This is a genomic window from Streptomyces sp. NPDC002499 (assembly GCF_053595415.1).
Map to the genome: position 1 here is coordinate 274,266 of NZ_JBSFXO010000006.1, position 16,696 is coordinate 290,961.

General features: G+C 73.1%; 15 protein-coding genes. 7 read left to right on the forward strand and 8 right to left on the reverse strand.

The window, feature by feature from the left end:
* Positions 1-114: 114 nt before the first annotated feature.
* The 3 genes from ACWD5F_RS18425 to ACWD5F_RS18435 form a co-directional block, all read right to left on the reverse strand.
* Positions 115-876, reverse strand: coding sequence for a TIGR03943 family putative permease subunit (locus tag ACWD5F_RS18425; RefSeq protein WP_451255505.1), 762 nt, complete (start codon positions 874-876; stop codon positions 115-117).
* On the reverse strand, positions 873-1,883 hold the full coding sequence (locus ACWD5F_RS18430; protein WP_451255507.1) for a permease: 1,011 nt from the start codon (positions 1,881-1,883) through the stop codon (positions 873-875). The genes ACWD5F_RS18425 and ACWD5F_RS18430 overlap by 4 nt, the downstream gene beginning before the upstream one ends.
* Positions 1,884-1,989: 106 nt before the next feature.
* Positions 1,990-3,333: a helix-turn-helix domain-containing protein gene (locus ACWD5F_RS18435; protein ID WP_401720498.1), complete on the reverse strand. Its 1,344-nt coding sequence runs from the start codon at positions 3,331-3,333 to the stop codon at positions 1,990-1,992.
* A 117-nt stretch (positions 3,334-3,450) separates the two neighbouring features.
* Between ACWD5F_RS18435 and ACWD5F_RS18440 the strand changes: the two genes are divergently transcribed.
* Both ACWD5F_RS18440 and ACWD5F_RS18445 read left to right on the forward strand, forming a co-directional pair.
* Positions 3,451-3,612, forward strand: coding sequence for a hypothetical protein (locus tag ACWD5F_RS18440; protein ID WP_451255509.1), 162 nt, complete (start codon positions 3,451-3,453; stop codon positions 3,610-3,612).
* Positions 3,613-3,658: 46 nt separating this feature from the next.
* Positions 3,659-3,967, forward strand: coding sequence for a DUF6401 family natural product biosynthesis protein (locus ACWD5F_RS18445; protein WP_451255511.1), 309 nt, complete (start codon positions 3,659-3,661; stop codon positions 3,965-3,967).
* A gap of 92 nt (positions 3,968-4,059) precedes the next feature.
* On the opposite strand, the gene ACWD5F_RS18450 is transcribed toward ACWD5F_RS18445, so the two are convergent.
* Positions 4,060-4,878, reverse strand: a complete 819-nt coding sequence (locus ACWD5F_RS18450) for a membrane protein (protein WP_451255513.1) — start codon at positions 4,876-4,878, stop codon at positions 4,060-4,062.
* A 124-nt stretch (positions 4,879-5,002) separates the two neighbouring features.
* On the opposite strand from ACWD5F_RS18450, the gene ACWD5F_RS18455 reads away from it, so the two are divergent.
* On the forward strand, positions 5,003-6,238 hold the full coding sequence (locus ACWD5F_RS18455) for an amidohydrolase (protein WP_451255515.1): 1,236 nt from the start codon (positions 5,003-5,005) through the stop codon (positions 6,236-6,238).
* Positions 6,239-6,249: 11 nt separating this feature from the next.
* On the opposite strand, the gene ACWD5F_RS18460 is transcribed toward ACWD5F_RS18455, so the two are convergent.
* Together ACWD5F_RS18460 and ACWD5F_RS18465 are read right to left on the reverse strand one after the other, a co-directional pair.
* The gene (locus ACWD5F_RS18460) at positions 6,250-7,719 is read right to left on the reverse strand and encodes a hypothetical protein (RefSeq protein WP_451255517.1); all 1,470 of its coding nucleotides are present in this window, start codon (positions 7,717-7,719) and stop codon (positions 6,250-6,252) included.
* Between the two features lie 102 nt (positions 7,720-7,821).
* Positions 7,822-9,033, reverse strand: coding sequence for a PP2C family protein-serine/threonine phosphatase (locus ACWD5F_RS18465; protein ID WP_451255519.1), 1,212 nt, complete (start codon positions 9,031-9,033; stop codon positions 7,822-7,824).
* A 114-nt stretch (positions 9,034-9,147) separates the two neighbouring features.
* Here ACWD5F_RS18465 and ACWD5F_RS18470 point away from each other — a divergent pair, with 114 nt between their 5' ends.
* The gene (locus tag ACWD5F_RS18470; RefSeq protein ID WP_451255521.1) at positions 9,148-9,624 is read left to right on the forward strand and encodes a hypothetical protein; all 477 of its coding nucleotides are present in this window, start codon (positions 9,148-9,150) and stop codon (positions 9,622-9,624) included.
* Positions 9,625-9,742: 118 nt separating this feature from the next.
* Here the strand turns inward: ACWD5F_RS18470 and ACWD5F_RS18475 are convergent, their stop codons facing one another.
* Together ACWD5F_RS18475 and ACWD5F_RS18480 are read right to left on the reverse strand one after the other, a co-directional pair.
* Positions 9,743-10,294, reverse strand: a complete 552-nt coding sequence (locus ACWD5F_RS18475; RefSeq protein ID WP_451255523.1) for an SH3 domain-containing protein — start codon at positions 10,292-10,294, stop codon at positions 9,743-9,745.
* Between the two features lie 981 nt (positions 10,295-11,275).
* A complete protein-coding gene (locus tag ACWD5F_RS18480) occupies positions 11,276-12,727 on the reverse strand; it encodes an aminotransferase-like domain-containing protein (RefSeq protein ID WP_451255525.1) in 1,452 nt (483 codons plus the stop codon).
* 111 nt (positions 12,728-12,838) lie between these two features.
* On the opposite strand from ACWD5F_RS18480, the gene ACWD5F_RS18485 reads away from it, so the two are divergent.
* The 3 genes from ACWD5F_RS18485 (at position 12,839) to ACWD5F_RS18495 (ending at position 16,599) form a co-directional block, all read left to right on the forward strand.
* On the forward strand, positions 12,839-13,585 hold the full coding sequence (locus tag ACWD5F_RS18485; protein ID WP_451255527.1) for an alpha/beta fold hydrolase: 747 nt from the start codon (positions 12,839-12,841) through the stop codon (positions 13,583-13,585).
* A 109-nt stretch (positions 13,586-13,694) separates the two neighbouring features.
* Positions 13,695-14,636 (forward strand): endonuclease/exonuclease/phosphatase family protein, encoded by a 942-nt coding sequence (locus ACWD5F_RS18490; protein ID WP_451255529.1) that lies wholly within the window; start codon positions 13,695-13,697, stop codon positions 14,634-14,636.
* Positions 14,637-14,664: 28 nt separating this feature from the next.
* Positions 14,665-16,599, forward strand: a complete 1,935-nt coding sequence (locus ACWD5F_RS18495; RefSeq protein ID WP_451255531.1) for an FUSC family protein — start codon at positions 14,665-14,667, stop codon at positions 16,597-16,599.
* Positions 16,600-16,696 lie beyond the last annotated feature (97 nt).

A 16,696-nucleotide genomic window follows, 5' to 3' on the forward strand; every position in this document is an offset into this window, starting at 1 on the left:
TCCTTCGCACGGGCGCGGCCACGATGGCGAAGCGGCCGACGCCGTCCACGGCACCGGACCCCGGCCGACTACCCGTGCCCCGAGGACCGAAACACGTCACGTCCGGCGCAGGGCCTACCGCTTCTCGTACGGATCCGCCAGCTGCTTCACCTGCCGGACCGACGTCACGTCCAGCACCGGCGGCCACGCCGCGTCCGAGCCCAGCTCGCCCTTGGGGTGCCAGGTGCCGGTGACGGTGACCCAGGTGTCGGTGGGCGGGGCGTCGTCGCCACGGATCTCGACCTTGCCGGTGGTGGCGTCGGCGGCGCAGCAGGAGACCAGGAGCCGGGTGACGTACCAGGTGCCGTCGTCCCCGTGGGTGACGAAGCCGGTCATCCTGACCGTCCGGCCCGTCAGGGACCGTCCGCTGTCGTAGATCGCCCGCGAGCTGAACTGGCCGACGCTCAGCTCGACCGGGTTCCCGGCGGGCAGCGCGGGAAAGCTCCCGACCCCCTGTGCCGCCCGCTGCGCGGCCTCCCGCCCGGCGCTGTAGGAGCCGAGGGCGGGGGGAGGGAAGAGCAGGAGGGCGAGGGCGGGGAGGGTGAGCAACCAGGCGACACGGGGCCCGGCGGCGCCGTGACGGTGCCCGCCGTGCTCGTCACCGTGCCCATGCCCCTCGTGCTCGTCCTCGTCCTCCCCCTCGCCTTCGTACGCCTCCCGCCTCAGTACCGCCGTCGTCACGCCGAGCAGCACCAGCGCCACCCCGGAGACGATGAGGTACGGCCGCAGGGCCGGCTGTACGTACCTCAGGTACAGGTCGCTGAAGAGCGTCACGCGGAGCACCGCGCCGCCCGTCAGCAGGAGCAGTACGGCGGGTCCGTACCGGCGGAGTCTCACAGCAGCCACCACCCCACCAGGACGCTGCTCGTCACGGCCACCAGCCAGGTCGTCGAGGAGAAGCGGACGGCGAAGGAGCGGCCGAACGTGCCCGCCTGGAGCGCGATCAGTTTCAGGTCGACCATCGGGCCGACCACCATGAACGCCAGTCGCGCGGTGAGCGGGAAGGCGCTGAGGGAGGCCGCGACGAAGGCGTCCGCCTCGCTGCACACGCACAGCACGACGGCGAGCACCGCGAGCAGCCCCACGGCGGCCCAGGCGGAACCGGTGAACAGGTCCAGGACGGACCGGGGTACGGCGATGTTGAAGGTCGCGGCGGCCGCGGCGCCGAGCACGAGGAAGCCGCCGGCGTGCAGGAAGTCGTGCTGGAGACCGGTGAGGAAGGCGCGCGGGCCGGAGGCCTCGCCCCGACCACCACCCCTCGCCGCCGGCATCCGCAGCCACTCGTCCTTCCCGAACCGGGCCCACAGCCAGCCCATCACCACCGCGGTCGCGAGCGAGGCGACGAGCCGGGCGAGGACCATCCTGGGCTGGCCGGGGAAGGCGATCGAGGTCGCGACCAGGACCACCGGGTTGATGGCGGGCGCGGAGAGGAGGAAGGCGAGGGCGGCGGCGGGTGCGACCCCGCGCCGCATCAGGCTCCCGGCCACCGGCACGGACGCGCACTCGCACCCGGGCAGGACGACTCCGGCGGCGCCCGCGACGGGCACGGCGAGGGCGGGGTTGCGGGGGAGGAGCTTGGTGAAGACGCGCTCCGGTACGAAGGCGCCGATCGCCGCGGAGACGACGGTACCGAGCAGCAGGAAGGGCACGCCCTGGACGGCGATCGCGGTGAACACGGTCCACCAGGCGGCGACCGGCGGGGTGTAGAGGTCGAGCGCGAGCATCGGCCCGAGCACGGAGACGACGGTGGCGATGGCGATCAGCGCGGAGCCGCCGAGCACGGCGTACACCAGCGCGCGTACGACGAGGCGCACGCCGTCGACCACCGTCCGCTGATTCTGCACGCGCCTGTCCCAGTAGTGCCGGAAACGTCCCGCGCAGGCTAACGGGTGCCGCTGTGCACCACCCCGGGTTCGCCGGAGAGCGCGCTGTGGATCACATCGGCCGAGGTCACAGGGGCGGCTGCGCCGGGGCCGGGCCCAGGGTCGTCGTGCCCGGTGAGGTGCGGTGGCCGAGGCCGGTGCGGTAGGCGTCGAGGGCGGCTTCCACCCGGCCGGTACGGCGCAGCAGGTCGCCGAGCAGACGGCACAGGTCGGCGAGGTCACCGGCGGCTCCGGCCCGTTCCAGCAGGCTCAGGGCGCGGACGTAGTGCTCCTCGGCGGCGTCGGTGTCGCGGGCGTCCTCGGCGATGATGCCGAGCAGGCGGTGCGCGGCGGCGGAGTGCAGGGCGCCGCGCTCGGAGCTGAGGCCGCCCAGGACGTCCTCCAGGATCGCGGCGGCCTCGTCGGACTTGCCGCGCCGGTGCAGTACGTCGGCCAGTTCGACGGCGACCTGGCTGCTGTAGAGCGCGGCGCGCTTGGCGGTGAGCATGGCGAGGGCCTCGCGCAACTCGCCCTCCGCGCGCTCCAGTTCGCCGTTCTGCGCGGAGACGTAGCCGCGCATCCAGTGGCAGTTGGCGAGCTCGGTGCGGAGCTGGAGGGTGCGGTAGAGCTCGGCGGCCTTGACGAGGGAGGCGTCGGCCTCGGCGATCCGGCCCTCGGCGAGCAGGGTGCGGGCCACCGAGCGGTGCATACGGGCGACCAGGGCCGGGTCCTGCGACTGCGGGGCGAGGGCGAGCGCGAACTCGGCGGCCTGGGCGGCGCGGGCCTGGGCGCCCATGTCCATGTAGGGGCCGATGATGCTGGCGTAGAGGAGGAGCAGCGCATCGGGGTCGTGCAGTCCGCCGCGGTTGAGTTCGTCGAGGGTGGACTCCAACAGGTAGACGGCGTACCGGAGTTCGCCGGCCAGGTAGTGGGAGACGGCGCGGCCGCGCAGGGCGGGCACGCGAGCGGGCAGCGGTGCGTCGGCGAGGGCCTGTTCGGAGCGCTCGAAGTACAGGCGGGCGGCGGCCAGTTCGCCGGTGTCGATGGCGCACTCGCCGAGCCCGAGCAGGGCGACGGCCTCGACGTCGGTCAGTTCGTGCGCCTCGGCCTCGGCGAGCAGCGCGGCGTACTGCCCGGCCGCCTCCTCGGCCGCGCCGGTGGCGAGCGTGCGCTGCGCCTCGGTCAGCCGCAGCCGGAGATCGGTCGCGAGGTGGGCCGGCCGCCCGGTCGCCAGCTCCTCGTACGCCACCCCGAGCCGCTCGGCGATGTGCCGCAGCGCCTCGTCGGAGGCGCGCACCCGGCCCGCCTCCAGGGTGGAGATGTAGGCGGGGGTGTACGCGGGCTCGGCCAACTGTTTCTGGGTCAGCCCCCGTTCGGCCCGCAGATGCTGCACTCTTCGCCCGATAGTGCCCGGGTCATCGCGGTCCGTCATCGGCCAACTCCCCCTGCGCCCCTTGCCGTTCGGCTCTGTCAGCCCCTAGGTTAAACCGCACAGTAAACGTGTTTAACCGTTGGCTTTCGTTCAACATTTGGCTGTTGCGAGGTGACCGTGCTCGAACGCACCAGCACCGCCCAGCGTTATGCCAGGAGCCTGACCGCCGCCGTGGTCACCGTAGTGACCCTGATCCTCGCGGCGAACGCGGGCCCGGCCCGGGCGACGGGGCCCGACCCTGCCCATGAGCAGGTACGGCACACGACGACTCAGCGGTGAGGGAAATCACGTAATCAACCGCCCCCGACCCACTTACCGTAGAGAAATGTCCCCCTTGGCCAGAATCAGCGGCTCGTTCGCACCCCGTTTCGCGGAGTTCGCGTTCGAGCCAGGATTCGTGGCCGCCGTCGATCAGCACGTGGCCGAACTCAGGGAACGGCTCGCGGTCAATCACTCCGGGCTGATCCCCCGACCCCCGCACCGCGAGGTCCTCGCCGACTACGCGCTCGGTTTTCTCGACGCGCTGGACGAGATCGACTGGCGGGAGCCGGTCGGGCACGACTACGCGGTGTGCCGGCTGACCGCGATCAGCTGGCTGGTGCATCGACACGATCTGCTGGCCGACCGGGCGTAGAGAAGGCGGGCGTAGAGAGAGCGGGCGGTCACCGGCACGCACCTCCTCGTGCGCACCGACAGCCGCCCGCCGCCCGCAGGTGACCGGCGGGGTCACATCCCGCCGGGGCCCCGCATGTCCGTACCGCCGCCGCCCATGCCCATGTCGCCGCCGCGCAGGTCCGTGCGCTCGCGTACCGGCTGGTTGCCGAGGGCGTCCTCGCGGCCCGCCTGGTAGGCCGCCATGCTGCCCTTGGCGCGGGTCGACTCCGTCTCGACGGTGGTCAGCATGCGCTCCCAGCGCTGGCGCATCGGGCCGATCATGCCGCCGCCGACACCGACGATCAGGATGCCGACGCCGGTCGCGAGGGCCGCGTAGAGGACGGGCTGGGTGACCGTGGTGGCGATGCCCGCCTGGCCGAGGGCGGCGATGACGCCCAGGGCGAGGATGCAGGCCCACATGACGGTGCCGACCGTGCGGCCGTAGGAGACCGAGGACAGCGCGCCGGTGACGATGGAGCGCACGGCGTTCGCGATGGCCATGGCGACCACGATCAGGACGACCGCGACGATGCCGCGCGGCAGCCAGGCGACGATGCCGTTGATCATCGTGGAGACCGGGTTGGTGCCGAAGACGCCGAGCGCGAGCTGGAGGGTGATCAGCATCAGCGCGTAGTAGACGATCTTGCAGACGATGCCTGTCATGTCGTACTTGGAGTCGCTCAACAGCCGTTGCGTGCCCGCCCGTTCGGACAGTCGCTCCGAGCCGACCTTGCGCAGCACCCGGTCCAGGACGCGGGCGATCATCTTCGAGATGAACCAGCCGATGGCCAGTACGACCAGGAAGCCGATGAGCTTCGGCACGAACTGGGCGACCTTCGACCAGGCGTCGTTGAGGCCTTGCGTGAAATCTATGGAGAGCGTGGTGGCCATCAGGGCCTTCCTTCGGTGGAATCGGTGGTGACCGTCCCCCTCCTCCGTGGATAGCAGCGCCACCGGATTCCGGCCGCGCGAACGCCCCCATGCGGGTGACATCCGGGCCCCATACGCTGCCCGCATGACCTCTGCCGCCGCGCGCACCGCTCTGGACCTCACCGCCGACCTCGCGGTCCCGGCGCTGGAGGACCTCTACCGGGACCTGCACCGCCATCCGGAACCGGCGTTCAAGGAGCACCGCACGGCGGGCGTGCTCGCCCAGCGCCTCACCGCCGCCGGCTACGAGACGGCCGAGGGCATCGGCGGCACCGGCGTGGTGGGCCTCCTGCGCAACGGCGACGGACCGACCGTCCTCCTGCGCGCCGACATGGACGCGCTGCCGGTCGAGGAACGGACCGGACTGCCGTACGCCTCCACCGCCCCGGGCCTGATGCACGCCTGCGGCCACGACCTGCACGTCACCTGGCTCGCGGGCGCCGCCGCCGCACTGGCCGCGGGCCGCGACACCTGGTCCGGCGCGCTCCTCGTGCTCGGCCAGCCCGCCGAGGAGACCGGGGGCGGCGCCGCCGCGATGATCGAGGACGGGCTCTACGACCGTTTCCCGCGCCCCGACGTGCTGCTCGGCCAGCATGTGGCGCCGGGCCCGGCGGGCCTGTACGCGCACGTGCCCGGACTGATCATGTCGGCGTCGACGGACGTCGAGATCGTGGTGCACGGCGAGGGTGGCCACGGCTCCCGTCCGGAGACGACGGTCGACCCGATCGTCACGGCCGCGCACATCGTCACCCGCCTCCAGACGGTCGTCAGCCGGGAGATCGCGCCCCGCGAGTCGGCCGTCCTGACCGTGGGCCGCATCGAGGCGGGCACGGCCCCGAACATCATCCCGGCCACCGCCCGGATCTGGCTCAACCTCCGCACCCAGTCCCCGGCGGTACGGGACCGGATGGTCGCCGCGGTCCGCCGGATCGCCGAGGGCGAGTGCCGTGCGGCGGGCTGCCCGCGCGAGCCCGAACTGATCCTGGGCGACGAGTTCCCGGTCACCGTCAACGACCCCGACACCGACCACCGCGTGGCCGCCGTCCACCGTGAGGTCTTCGGCGCGGCCACCGTCTTCGACCCCGGCCCGGCGATGGGCAGCGAGGACTTCTCCCGCCTCGCCCTCGACGAACTCCCGTACTCCTACTGGTTCGTGACCTCCACGCCGGCCGAGACCTGGAACGCGGCGCCCGGCACGGACCTGATGGAGAAGTTCGACGCCGTCCCCAGCAACCACAGCCCGCACTTCGCCCCGGACCTGTCGACGGTGGCACCGGGCGTACGGACGCTGGTGTCGGGTGCGCTGACCTACCTCACCTAGACCAGGATCGCCTAGCTCTGCGTCTGCAACTGCCGCAGCTGACGCTGCACATGATCCAGCGCGCCCTCGCGCCGCCCCGGCACCCGCGACCTCAAGTCGGCCAGCTCCGAACCGAGTTCCCGCGCGGCAACCGGATCGACGACCTGCCCCCACTGATGGTGCGCCCGATCCACAGCCGCCTCCACATCCGGCGCATCAGCCGGCCACCCAGCCGTCAGCCGCGCCCCCGCCACCGCCAGCCAGGTCCGACAACTACGCACCGGATCCCCAGCGAACATCGCCAGATCCGCCCGGACTTCGGCCCAGTGCAACGCATCCTCGGACCCGGGCCCATGCGCCCGCACGGCAAGCTGCTCGTGCGTTGCGGCGAGGGCGTCGGCGTCGGGGTGACGGCCGGATTGGACGGCGGCGGAGATCTCGGCGTAGGGGTCGGGCTCCCTGCCGGGGGCGGCGGCTCTGCCGAGATCGGGATTCCTGCCGGGGGCGGCGGCTTTGCTGGGGGCGACGGCTTTGCCGGGATCGGGGCCCCTGCCGAGGGCGGGACTCCCGCCAGGGTCGGGGACTCCGCCGAGGTCGGGGCCCCTGCCGGGATCGGCGGCTTTGCCAGGGGCGGCGGATTTGCCGGGGGCGGCGGCTTCGCCGGGATCGGCGGCTTCGCCGGGATCGGGGACCCTGCCAGGGTCAGGGGCCCTGCCGGGATCGGGGACTCTGCCGAGGTCGGGGCCCCTGCCGGGATCGGCGGCTTCGCCGTAACTCCGTTCACTTTCCAGCCCGTCCGGCGATTGAGGACGAGGCCGTTCAGGCCGATATGGGGGTCTGGGGGCGGAGCCCCCAGGGACGGCGCCCACAACACCGGGCTCGCTAGAAAACAGCAAGTCGGCGAAGCCGTCCGGGCCCACCCGGGCCAACGCCTGCTGATGCAGCTGCTCCACCGGCGGCCGAAACCCACTGCGCAGAATCGTCGCCACAGCCTTCATGTACGTAGGAACAGCCACGGTCCGCCGACCCGGTGGCGGTGCTACACGGCCGTACACCGCGTTGTTGCGACCGCAGTCGAGCGGGCTCGAACGCAACCACTCCCACGTCTCCACGTCCGCATGCAGATCGAAGAGAATCGTCGTCGCCCCGGGCGGCCGCAGCCGCAGCTCCTCACGGATCCACTGCCAGGGCAGACCCGTGTAGCGGACCGTGGACGGCGTCGTGCGGGCCAGCGCGAGGTGCGGCAGCCGCTGCCGCCGGTCGAGTTGGAGCTGCCCGGTGACGAAGAGCGTCAACGGCCCCGGCGCGGTCGCCGCGGCACGCAGCCGGGTCAGGACGGCCTGCGGCTCCAACGGGTCGGCGAGCTCGACGACGTTGGCCGTGTCCGTGCCGGACAGCACGGCGGGCGGGACCGCGGCGAGAACGGGGAGCACCGAGGCCGCGTCCACCAGGCACCCCTTGCCGACCGGTGAAGCGGCCAGCAGCAGCACGGTTCCGGGCATCGTTCCCTCCCCATCCCCCGACGATCACGTACGCCAGCACCGTAACCGCTGCGGCTGCAAAGGTGGGTCTCAGGACTGCAAACGTCCACTTCCGACCACCCGTTACCCCCCTTCCCCCCGTTCCCCCTGTTCCCCGTCGCGCCGCACCGCGAACACCGTGGTGTCGTCGACGAGCCGCCCGCCGCAGTGGCGCAGGGTGCGATCCCGTACGAAGGCCACCAGCCGCCGGGGCTCGGCGGTGCGCGGGTCGGCCGCGACGGCGCGGGCCACGTCGGCGGCCAGTGGATAGAACTCCCCGTCCCCGTCCCGCGCTTCGGTCACCCCGTCGGTGGTGAGCAGCAGCGTCTCGCCGGGCGCGAGCGGCACCCGGCGCACGGACGGCGGCCCGTCGACGGCGAGTTCACCGAGCCCGAGCGGAAGTCCGTCGCCCGGCGGCACGGGACGTACCCCGTCGGGACCGACGAGCAGCGGAGGTTCGTGGCCGAAAAGGAGCACGTCCACGGCGCACGGGTCGTCCGCGGGAAAGCCGACCAGGGCGGCGGTGGCGAACCGGTCGCCGTCCAGCGGGCGGTCGGGAGCCCCTCGCGCCGGCGCGGGCGTCCCCCGGTCCGGGCCGAGCGCCGCGTTCCGGCGTCGGTGCCGCAGCATCCGGATCTCCAGCCGCTCGGCGACCGTGCCGAGGTCCGCCTCGTGGTACCCGGCCTCCCGGAACGTGCCCAGCAGCGCGGCCGCCGCCTCCACCGCGCCCAGGCCCTTGCCCTGGACGTCACCGACGAGGACGCGGGTGCCGTGCGGGCCGGGCTGGATGTCGTAGAAGTCGCCGCCGACCCGCGCCTCGACGTCGGAGGAGAGATAGACGGCGGCGTGTTCGAGGCCGCCCCAGTGCGGGGGCAGCGGGCGCAGGACGGTACGGCGGGTGGTGTCGGCGACGTCCCGGATGTGCAGCATGCGGAGCTCACCGCGGACGCGGACCACGCAGGCGAGGGTGGCGAGGCTGCCGCCGACGAGAACGAGCACGAAGTCGGGCCAGCCGGCCTGGTACTCGCCGGGCCACGCGCTGTCGACCACGACGTAGGTGAGGACGGCCAGCACGGACATGACGGCGGTGCCCCACACCCCGCAGATCGCGGCGGCGATCCCGGGCACGAGCACGATCCAGGAGATGACCCGGAACTCGCCGGTGGTGTTCCAGTCCACGGCGGCGATCGCGAGCAGCAGCACCAGCGGCGGCACCCAGGCCACACTGCGCCCTCGCACCCGCAGCATCTGATGCCGGGCGGCCGGGTCACCGCGCCGAGCCCCGGCCCGTCTCATGCGGCCCAGCGAAACACGCGCCCCCACCGCCCGCATCCGGGCACGACGACTTGCCAGCTCCCTTTTCCAGGTGTGCTCTGGAAGTCGGGGGCGAGGAGAGAGAGGAGCACTCTCATGGCTCAAGCGGCACCCACGCCCGGCGGAATGCGCGGCAGGACCGGCAGCCGGTTCGCGGGCCGGACGACCCGGCCCATCCATACACCCGACATCTTCGACGACCGCGTGCACCGGGCGGCGCGCTACGGGATCCCGGTGATCCTCGGACTCGTCTTCGGCTACTGGGCCGCCGCGAACCGGCGCGGCGGCGGCGAGATCACCGGCTGGAACATCCTGTTCGGCTTCGTCAGCGCGGCCGCGTTCATCGTGCTGTGCCTCGCGGTCGCGACCTTCGCCCCGCTGCTCAAGCGCGAACTGCACTCGCTGGTGAAGTCCGGCTTCGCGGGCGCCGCGGTCGGCTTCCTCTACAGCCAGACCGGCGAGTCGATCTACCGCTCGGTGGCGCTGGGCATCGTCGTCACGGCGGCCGTCTTCGGTGTCTTCTTCTACCGCTACTACACGCGCGAGGACGGCGAGGGAAACCGCCTGCGCTGACGGACGGCACCGCACACGCGTGGGCCCCGGCGGATGGATCCGCCGGGGCCCACGCGTTCTCCGACTCCCTCGGTCTCTCGTGCTCTCCCTCGGTTTCCCTCACCTCACCGAGGCAGCGTCACCAAGGCAGCCAGTCCCAGGCCGACGACGAGGATCCGGAGGCGCTGAAGCTCCACGAACCCGAGGCGCTCCAGGACCCGGAACTCGACGTGGCCCAGGAGCCGTCGTTCCAGTTCGGGTCGTTCCAATTGGCGTTGGACCAGTTGCCGTCCCGCCACTGCGGACACGGGTCCGCGCAGGTCGGCACCCATTGCCCGTTGGTGTCCACGAAGGCGGCGCTCGCCCAGCCCTGGGCGCCGACGAGCCAGTACCAGTACGGGTTTCCGTTGACGCTCTGGCCCTGGACCATGCACTCGACACGGTCCTGACTGCCCGGCGAGAGCTGGTCGACGACGGAGGAGTTGACGGTGGGACCCGACCGCACGTTCAGTGCGGAGCGGGAGACGATGGTGCCCCAGATCGGACCGCCGGATCCGCCACCGCCGCCATGACCGTCGGCGTACGTCGGCGGGGCAGCGGCTGCAGCCGAGGTGCCCGCCGCCGCGGCGACGAGGGTGCCACCGGTGAGCAGTACCGCGGCCAGGGTCCGCAGGGCCGGAGTGGTGCGCATGGATCGGCCTCCTTCTCCCCAGCACCAGGAAACACCCGTTCGGGTGAACCCTCCACCGGAGAGCGGAATGCCCAGCTCCGCCACGGTTTCCGACGCACAGCGCCCGTTCGACTGGCAGCGTGCGCCCAGATGGAGTCACCCCGCTCGCGCCCCCACCCTCGACCGTTTTGCCTGAGAGGGTGCCCTCCCGTCCCAGGAGCGCCCTGGCGGCCGCTCTGCTCACCCTCGCGTGCGTCCTCGCGCCGTTCGGCGCGCTGGCGGCCTGGGCGGCGTACGGGCTCGCCGACACCGGCCGGTACGTCACCACGATGGCGCCGCTGGCCAAGGACCCCGCGGTGCGGGACGCCGTCGTGGACTCCGTCGGGGCCGGAATCATGCACGAGGTCGACGACCGGACCGACACAGGCCCCCTGCCCGCCGCCGCCCGCCCCTTCGTACGGTCCGCGGTCCGTTCGTTCACCACGACCGAGGCCTTCCGCACGGCCTGGGACACCGGCAACCGGGCCGTCCACGACGCGGTGCTGACCGCGCTGCGCGACAGGACGGACCACGAGGACGTGACCGTCGACCTCGCTCCGGTCACCGCCCGACTGAAGGCCCAACTGACTGTCGACCACGTGCCGTTGGCCGCCGACATCCCCGTCGAACACACCCGAGTCGCCGTCCTCCCGGCCCAGGAAGTGGACCGGTTCCGAAAGGGTTTCCACGTGCTGGAAGTCGCCGGTTTCTGGCTGCCGTTGGCGGCCGTCGTCTTCGCCGTGGCCGGCATCGCGCTCGCCGCCTGCCGCCGCCGCGCCCTCACCGCGACCGCCCTCGGCACGGCGCTGGGCGGCGCCGCCCTGGGCCTCGCCGTCGCCCTGGGCCGCCACCTCACGCTCACCGACCTCCCCGACGAGACCCACCGTCCCGCGGCGGCGGCGATCTACGACGCCCTCACCACGACCCTCCGCCAAACCGCCTGGCTCCTCCTCGCGTTGGGCCTCACGGTCGCGGTGACCACCTGGCTGACGGCCCGCTGGGGACACCTCGTCCTGCACCTCGTACGACGTCGCCGAGCACCCGCAACGCCCGCTCCAGATCCGGCAAACGGGCCGACCCGAGTCCAAGCCTGACCGCGTCCGGTGTGCGGCGCGGATCGACGGCGAAGGCGGAACCCGGGGTGACGGCGATGCCGTGGGCCGCCGCGGCCGCCGTGAAGGTGTCCGCACGCCACGGGGCCGGCAGCTCCCACCAGGCGAAATAGGCCCGCGGATCCGACCGCACCCGGAACCCGTCGAGCACCTCGGCCAGCACCCCCTGCCGACGCACCGCGTCCGCCCGCTTCGCCGCGACCAGCCGCGCCACCGTCCCGTCCCCGATCCACCGCACGCCCGCCTCCAGCGCGAACCGCCCCGCACTCCATCCCCCGGACCGCACGGCCGCCGCCACCGTCTCCACCCGCCGCGGCGGTACGACGAGAAAGCCGACGGTGAGCCCGGGCGCGACCCGCTTGGACAACCCGTCGACGACATGGGTGAGTTCGGGCGCGTGGGCGGCGAAGGGGGCGGTGCCGGTCGCCGCGTCGAGAAAGGACCAGATGCGGTCCTCCACGACGGGGATGGCCAAGCCCCTTACTGCTTCCGCCAGTTCGCGTCGCCTCCCGACGCTCATCGACCGTGCCGTCGGATTGTGCAGCGTCGGCTGGAGATAGAGCGCGGAGAGGGGGGCCGTGCGGTGGGTGGCCGCAAGTGCGTCCGGGAGCGGCCCGTCCGCGTCGCCCGGCAACGGCACCAGCGTGCAGCCCAGCCGTCCCGCGATCTCCTTGACCAGCGGATACGTCAACTCCTCGACGCCGACCCGGCCGCCTGGGCGGACGAGTGAGGCGAGGGCTGCGGCGATGGCCTGGCGGGCGTTGCCGGTGAAGAGGAGGCCCGCGGGGTCGGGGCGCCAACCGGGGACGGCGAGCAGATCGGATGCCGCCTCGCGGGCGGACGCGGTGCCGGTGACCGGGGCCGGGCGGAGGGCCTCGGTCAGGACGTCGGGGCGCAGGAGCGGGGCGAGGGCGGGCGCGAGCAGCTCCGACTGACCGGGCACGGACGGGTAGTTGAGCTCCAGGTTGACCGGTGCGGAAGGGAGGTTGAGTTCCAGGTCGGCCGGCGCGGACGGATCGTCGGGCATCAGGCCGACCGGTTCCTCGGCGGCCGGCTCCGTGAGCGCGCGCCCGGTCGGCTGCGGGGCGGCGGCCCGTACGAAGGTGCCGCGGCCGACCTCGCCCACCACCAGCCCGCGCCGCACGAGTTCGCCGTACGCCCGCTCCGCCGTCGAGGCGGCGATCCCGTGCCGGCGCGCGAACGCCCGCTGCGGGGGCAGCCGTTCGCCCGGGCGGAGCCGTCCGGCGGCGATGTCGGCGCCTATGCGGTCGGCGATCGCGCGGAAGTCGTGCGGTCGTCCCATCGGAGCCCCACCCGTTCCCGTCATTGCTCGGAACCCCTCCCGTTCTCCCCATTGCACCGAGGGCAAAGATTTTATTGCACCGAGGAGTTGCCCCTGCCTACCGTCGATCACATGCCGCCGATCCCGCTCGTCCTCATCCACGGTCACCCCTTCGACCACACGATGTGGCGCCCGCAGCTCACCGCCTTCTCCGCCACCCGCCGCGTCCTCGCCCCCGACCTGCGCGGCTACGGCGCCTCCCCGCCGTCCCCCGGGATCACGGCCTTCGAACAGTTCGCGCAGGACATCGAGGCGCTGCTGGACGCGTCGGACGTGGAGACGTGCGTGCTGGGCGGTCTCTCCATGGGCGGCCAGATCGTCATGGACTGCTACCGGCGGTTCCCGGACCGCGTCCGGGGCCTGGTCCTCGCCGACACCTTCCCCGCCGCCGAGACCCCCGAGGGCGTCCGCGCACGGCACGCCATGGCGGACCGGCTGCTGCGGGAGGGCATGCGCGGGTACGCCGACGAGGTGCTGGAGAAGATGGTGGCGCCGTACGCCGACGCCGAGGTCAAGGCGCATGTGCACCGCATGATGACGGGCACCGCGCCACAGGCCGCCGCGGCCGCCCTGCGCGCCCGGGCCGCCCGCCCCGACTACCGCGACCTGCTCACCCGGGTCACCGTCCCGGCCCTGGTCGTCGTGGGCGCCGACGACGAGTACACCCCGGTCTCGGACGCCGAGGCGATGCACGCGGCGCTGCCCGACTCGACGTTGCGGGTGATCGAACGGGCGGCGCATCTGCCGAACCTGGAGCGACCGGCGGAGTTCGACGAGGCGTTGGGGAAGTTCCTGGCGCGGATCGGCACGTGCCCGTAATGTCGGGCGAGTGACCATTCAGCCCGTCCGGCGCTCGAGGACGAGGCCGTTCAGGCCGAAGCGGGGGGACAGGGGCGGCAGCCCCCGTGACGGCGAGCGTCGACGCCGGGTGCCGCGTGCCGGACTGTGGCCCGCCGCCGTACTGTTCGCCGCACTGAGCCTGATCGTCGGCTGTCGTCTCCTCGACAGCGACGGCTTCACCCCCGTCCCCCAGATCCTCGCCTTCCTCCCCTGGCTGCTCGCCCCCACCGGATTCGCCCTGCTGCTCGCGCTGCTGGCGCGCTGGCGGACCGGGCTGGTGTGGGGGATCGTCCTGCTCGGACTACTGGCGTGGTTCATCGAGCCGTACGGCAGCGGCGACGAGCCCGACGGAACGCCCATCGCCCAGCTCAAGGTGCTCACCTCGAACGTGGAGTTCGGCCGCGGCGCCCCCTCCCTCGTCCCCGTCCTGCACCGCGAGCGGCCGGACATCGTGTTCGTGGAGGAGTGCGAGTACACCTGCCAGGACACCCTGGAGGACGCCTTCGCCACCGAGTACCCCTACCGTCAGGCCGTCCGGGCGGGCGGCTCGGAGGGGTCGATCATCCTCAGCCGTTTTCCCCTGCGCGCGACCGACGGAGTCGCCGGCACGATGGGCATGCCCGGAGCCGTCGTCGACGTGCGCGGCGCGTCCGTACGGCTCCAGCTCGCGCACCCGATGCCCCCGCTGCCCGGCCAGGTGGACGTCTGGCAACGGGAGTTGGGCCGGTTGCGGGACGTGGCCGCCGCCGACCGGGACGCACCGACCATCCTGGCCGGGGACTTCAACGCCTCACAGGACCACGCGGCGTTCCGCGACATCCTGGGCGCCGGGCTGCGCGACGCGGCCCGGCTCGCCGGTCACGACCGCACGCCGAGCTGGCCGTCCCGCACGGCCGGGGTGATCGGCGCGCAGATCGACCACGTCCTGGTCTCCCGGGACTTCTCCGCGAGCCGTGCCCGTTTCCTCACGCTGGCCGACACCGACCACCGGGCCCTGGTCGTCGACATCACGCTCCACCAGCGCGGTTGACCCTGGGCGGGGTGCCCATAATGGGCGCATGCCCCGCGAGTTCCCCATCGGCCTCACCCCTCCCGACTGGCTGGTGCGGAACCTCCGAGCCCAGCAGACCCCCGTCAACCGCCCCGCCGTGGCCCGCGCCGCGATCGCGATGGCCCTGCCCCTGCTGATCGGCCTCGCCGCCGACCACGCGGCGTACGGCGCGCTCGCCTCCATGGGCGCCCTGTCCGGCGTGATCAGCGACACCGCCGACGCGTACCGGATGCGGCTGCTGAAGATCGCGATCCCGCAGCTCTTCGGCGCGATCGGCGTGACCCTGGGCGCCCTGGTCGAGGGGCACGGCTGGCTCGCGGTCGCCGCCGTCACCGCCGTCGCGCTCGCCTCCGGAATGATCTCGACGATCGGCGCGGTCGCCTCCGTATCCGGACTGCTGCTGCTCCTGAACTGCGTGATCGGCGCGGGCCTGCCACTGCCCGGCGCGTGGTGGCTGGCGCCGCTGCTGATGTCCGGCGGCGGGCTGCTGGTGCTGCTCCTCGCGCTGCTCGCCTGGCCGCTCAGGTCGGGGGTGCCGGAGCGGGCGGCGGTCGGCGGGACCTACCGGCAGGTGGCCGAACTGATGGCGGCCTGCGGGCGGGAGGAGTACGACGAGGCCCGGCACGCCGTCACCCAGTCCCTCAACCAGTCCTACGACCTCATCCTGGCCCGGCGCGCCCGCCACCACGGCCGCAGCACCGAACTGACCCGGCTGCTGGCCCAGCTGAACGCCATCACCCCGGTCGTGGAGGCCGCCCCCGCCGCCCATCTCGCCGGCATCCCCATGCCGGCCGAGATCCCGGAAGCGGTACGCCACCTCGCGCACGCCGTGGAGACCGGCTACACCGGGCCGACAGGGCTCAGGCTCCCGGCGCCCGCCTCGGAGACCGCCCGCGCCGTCGACCACGCCCTGCGCCACGCGGCCGAGGTCGTCGCCCGGCCCGACGTCGACCCGCGCGGCATCGACGACCGCCTCGGCCGGCCCGCCGCCCTCGGCATCCGCACCGCCCGCGCCCTGCGCAACGTCACCCTCTCCGCCGCCTCCTGGCGCTACGGACTGCGCCTGGCCCTGTGCATCGGCATCGCCCAGGCCCTGGTCTCGATCGTGCCCGTGCCGCGCTCGTACTGGGTCGCGCTCACCATCACCTTCGTGATGAAGCCGGACTTCGGCTCCGTCTTCTCCCGCGCCCTGCTGCGCGCCCTCGGCACGGTGGCCGGCCTGCTCGTCGCTGCGGCGGTGCTCTCACAGGTGCCGCGCGGTTGGTGGGACGTGGCGGTCCTGCTCTGCCTGGCCCCCTTGATCCCGCTCCTCACACCCCGCGGCTACGGCTATCAGACCGCCGCCATCACCCCGGTGATCCTGCTCCTGTCCGACGTCCTCAACCACCAGGGCACCGCCCTGCTCCTGCCCCGCCTGCTCGACTCCCTCATGGGCTGCGGCATCGCCCTGGTCGCCGGCTATCTGCTGTGGCCGGAGAGCTGGCACACCCGCGTCGGCGACCGCCTCGCGGACGCGGTCACCGACACCGCGCGCTACGTCGAGTCCGCGTTCGGCGACGACACCGAACCGGCCGCGCGGGCCCGGATGCGGCGCCGTCTCTACCGCGATCTGTCCGTCATCCGCACCGAGTTCCAGCGCGCTCTGACCGAACCCCCGCCGACCGGCCGCCGGGCCGCCGCCTGGTGGCCGCTGGTCGTCGCCGTGGAACGGATCGTGGACGCGACGACGGCGGCCCGGGTGCGGGTGCGCCACGGAGCGGCTCCGCCGTCCGCGGGAGAGATCCACCAAGTGACGCTTCAGCTGCGGGAGTTGGCGGACGGCGTACGGGAGTCCGAGGTGCTGGTGGAGGTCCGCACCGACCTCACCGGGCCGGCCGGGAGCGTGCTGGAGCCGCTGCGCCAGGAGGTGGCGGCGGCCCGGGCCATCGCCTCGCCGCACTGACGTCCGCAGACCAACCCGCTCCCGGCGGCACAGATGGGTGCGGGCCGCCTCGTGCAGAAGGCGGCCCGCACCTGGTGGGGGGTGGTGAGTGCTGGGT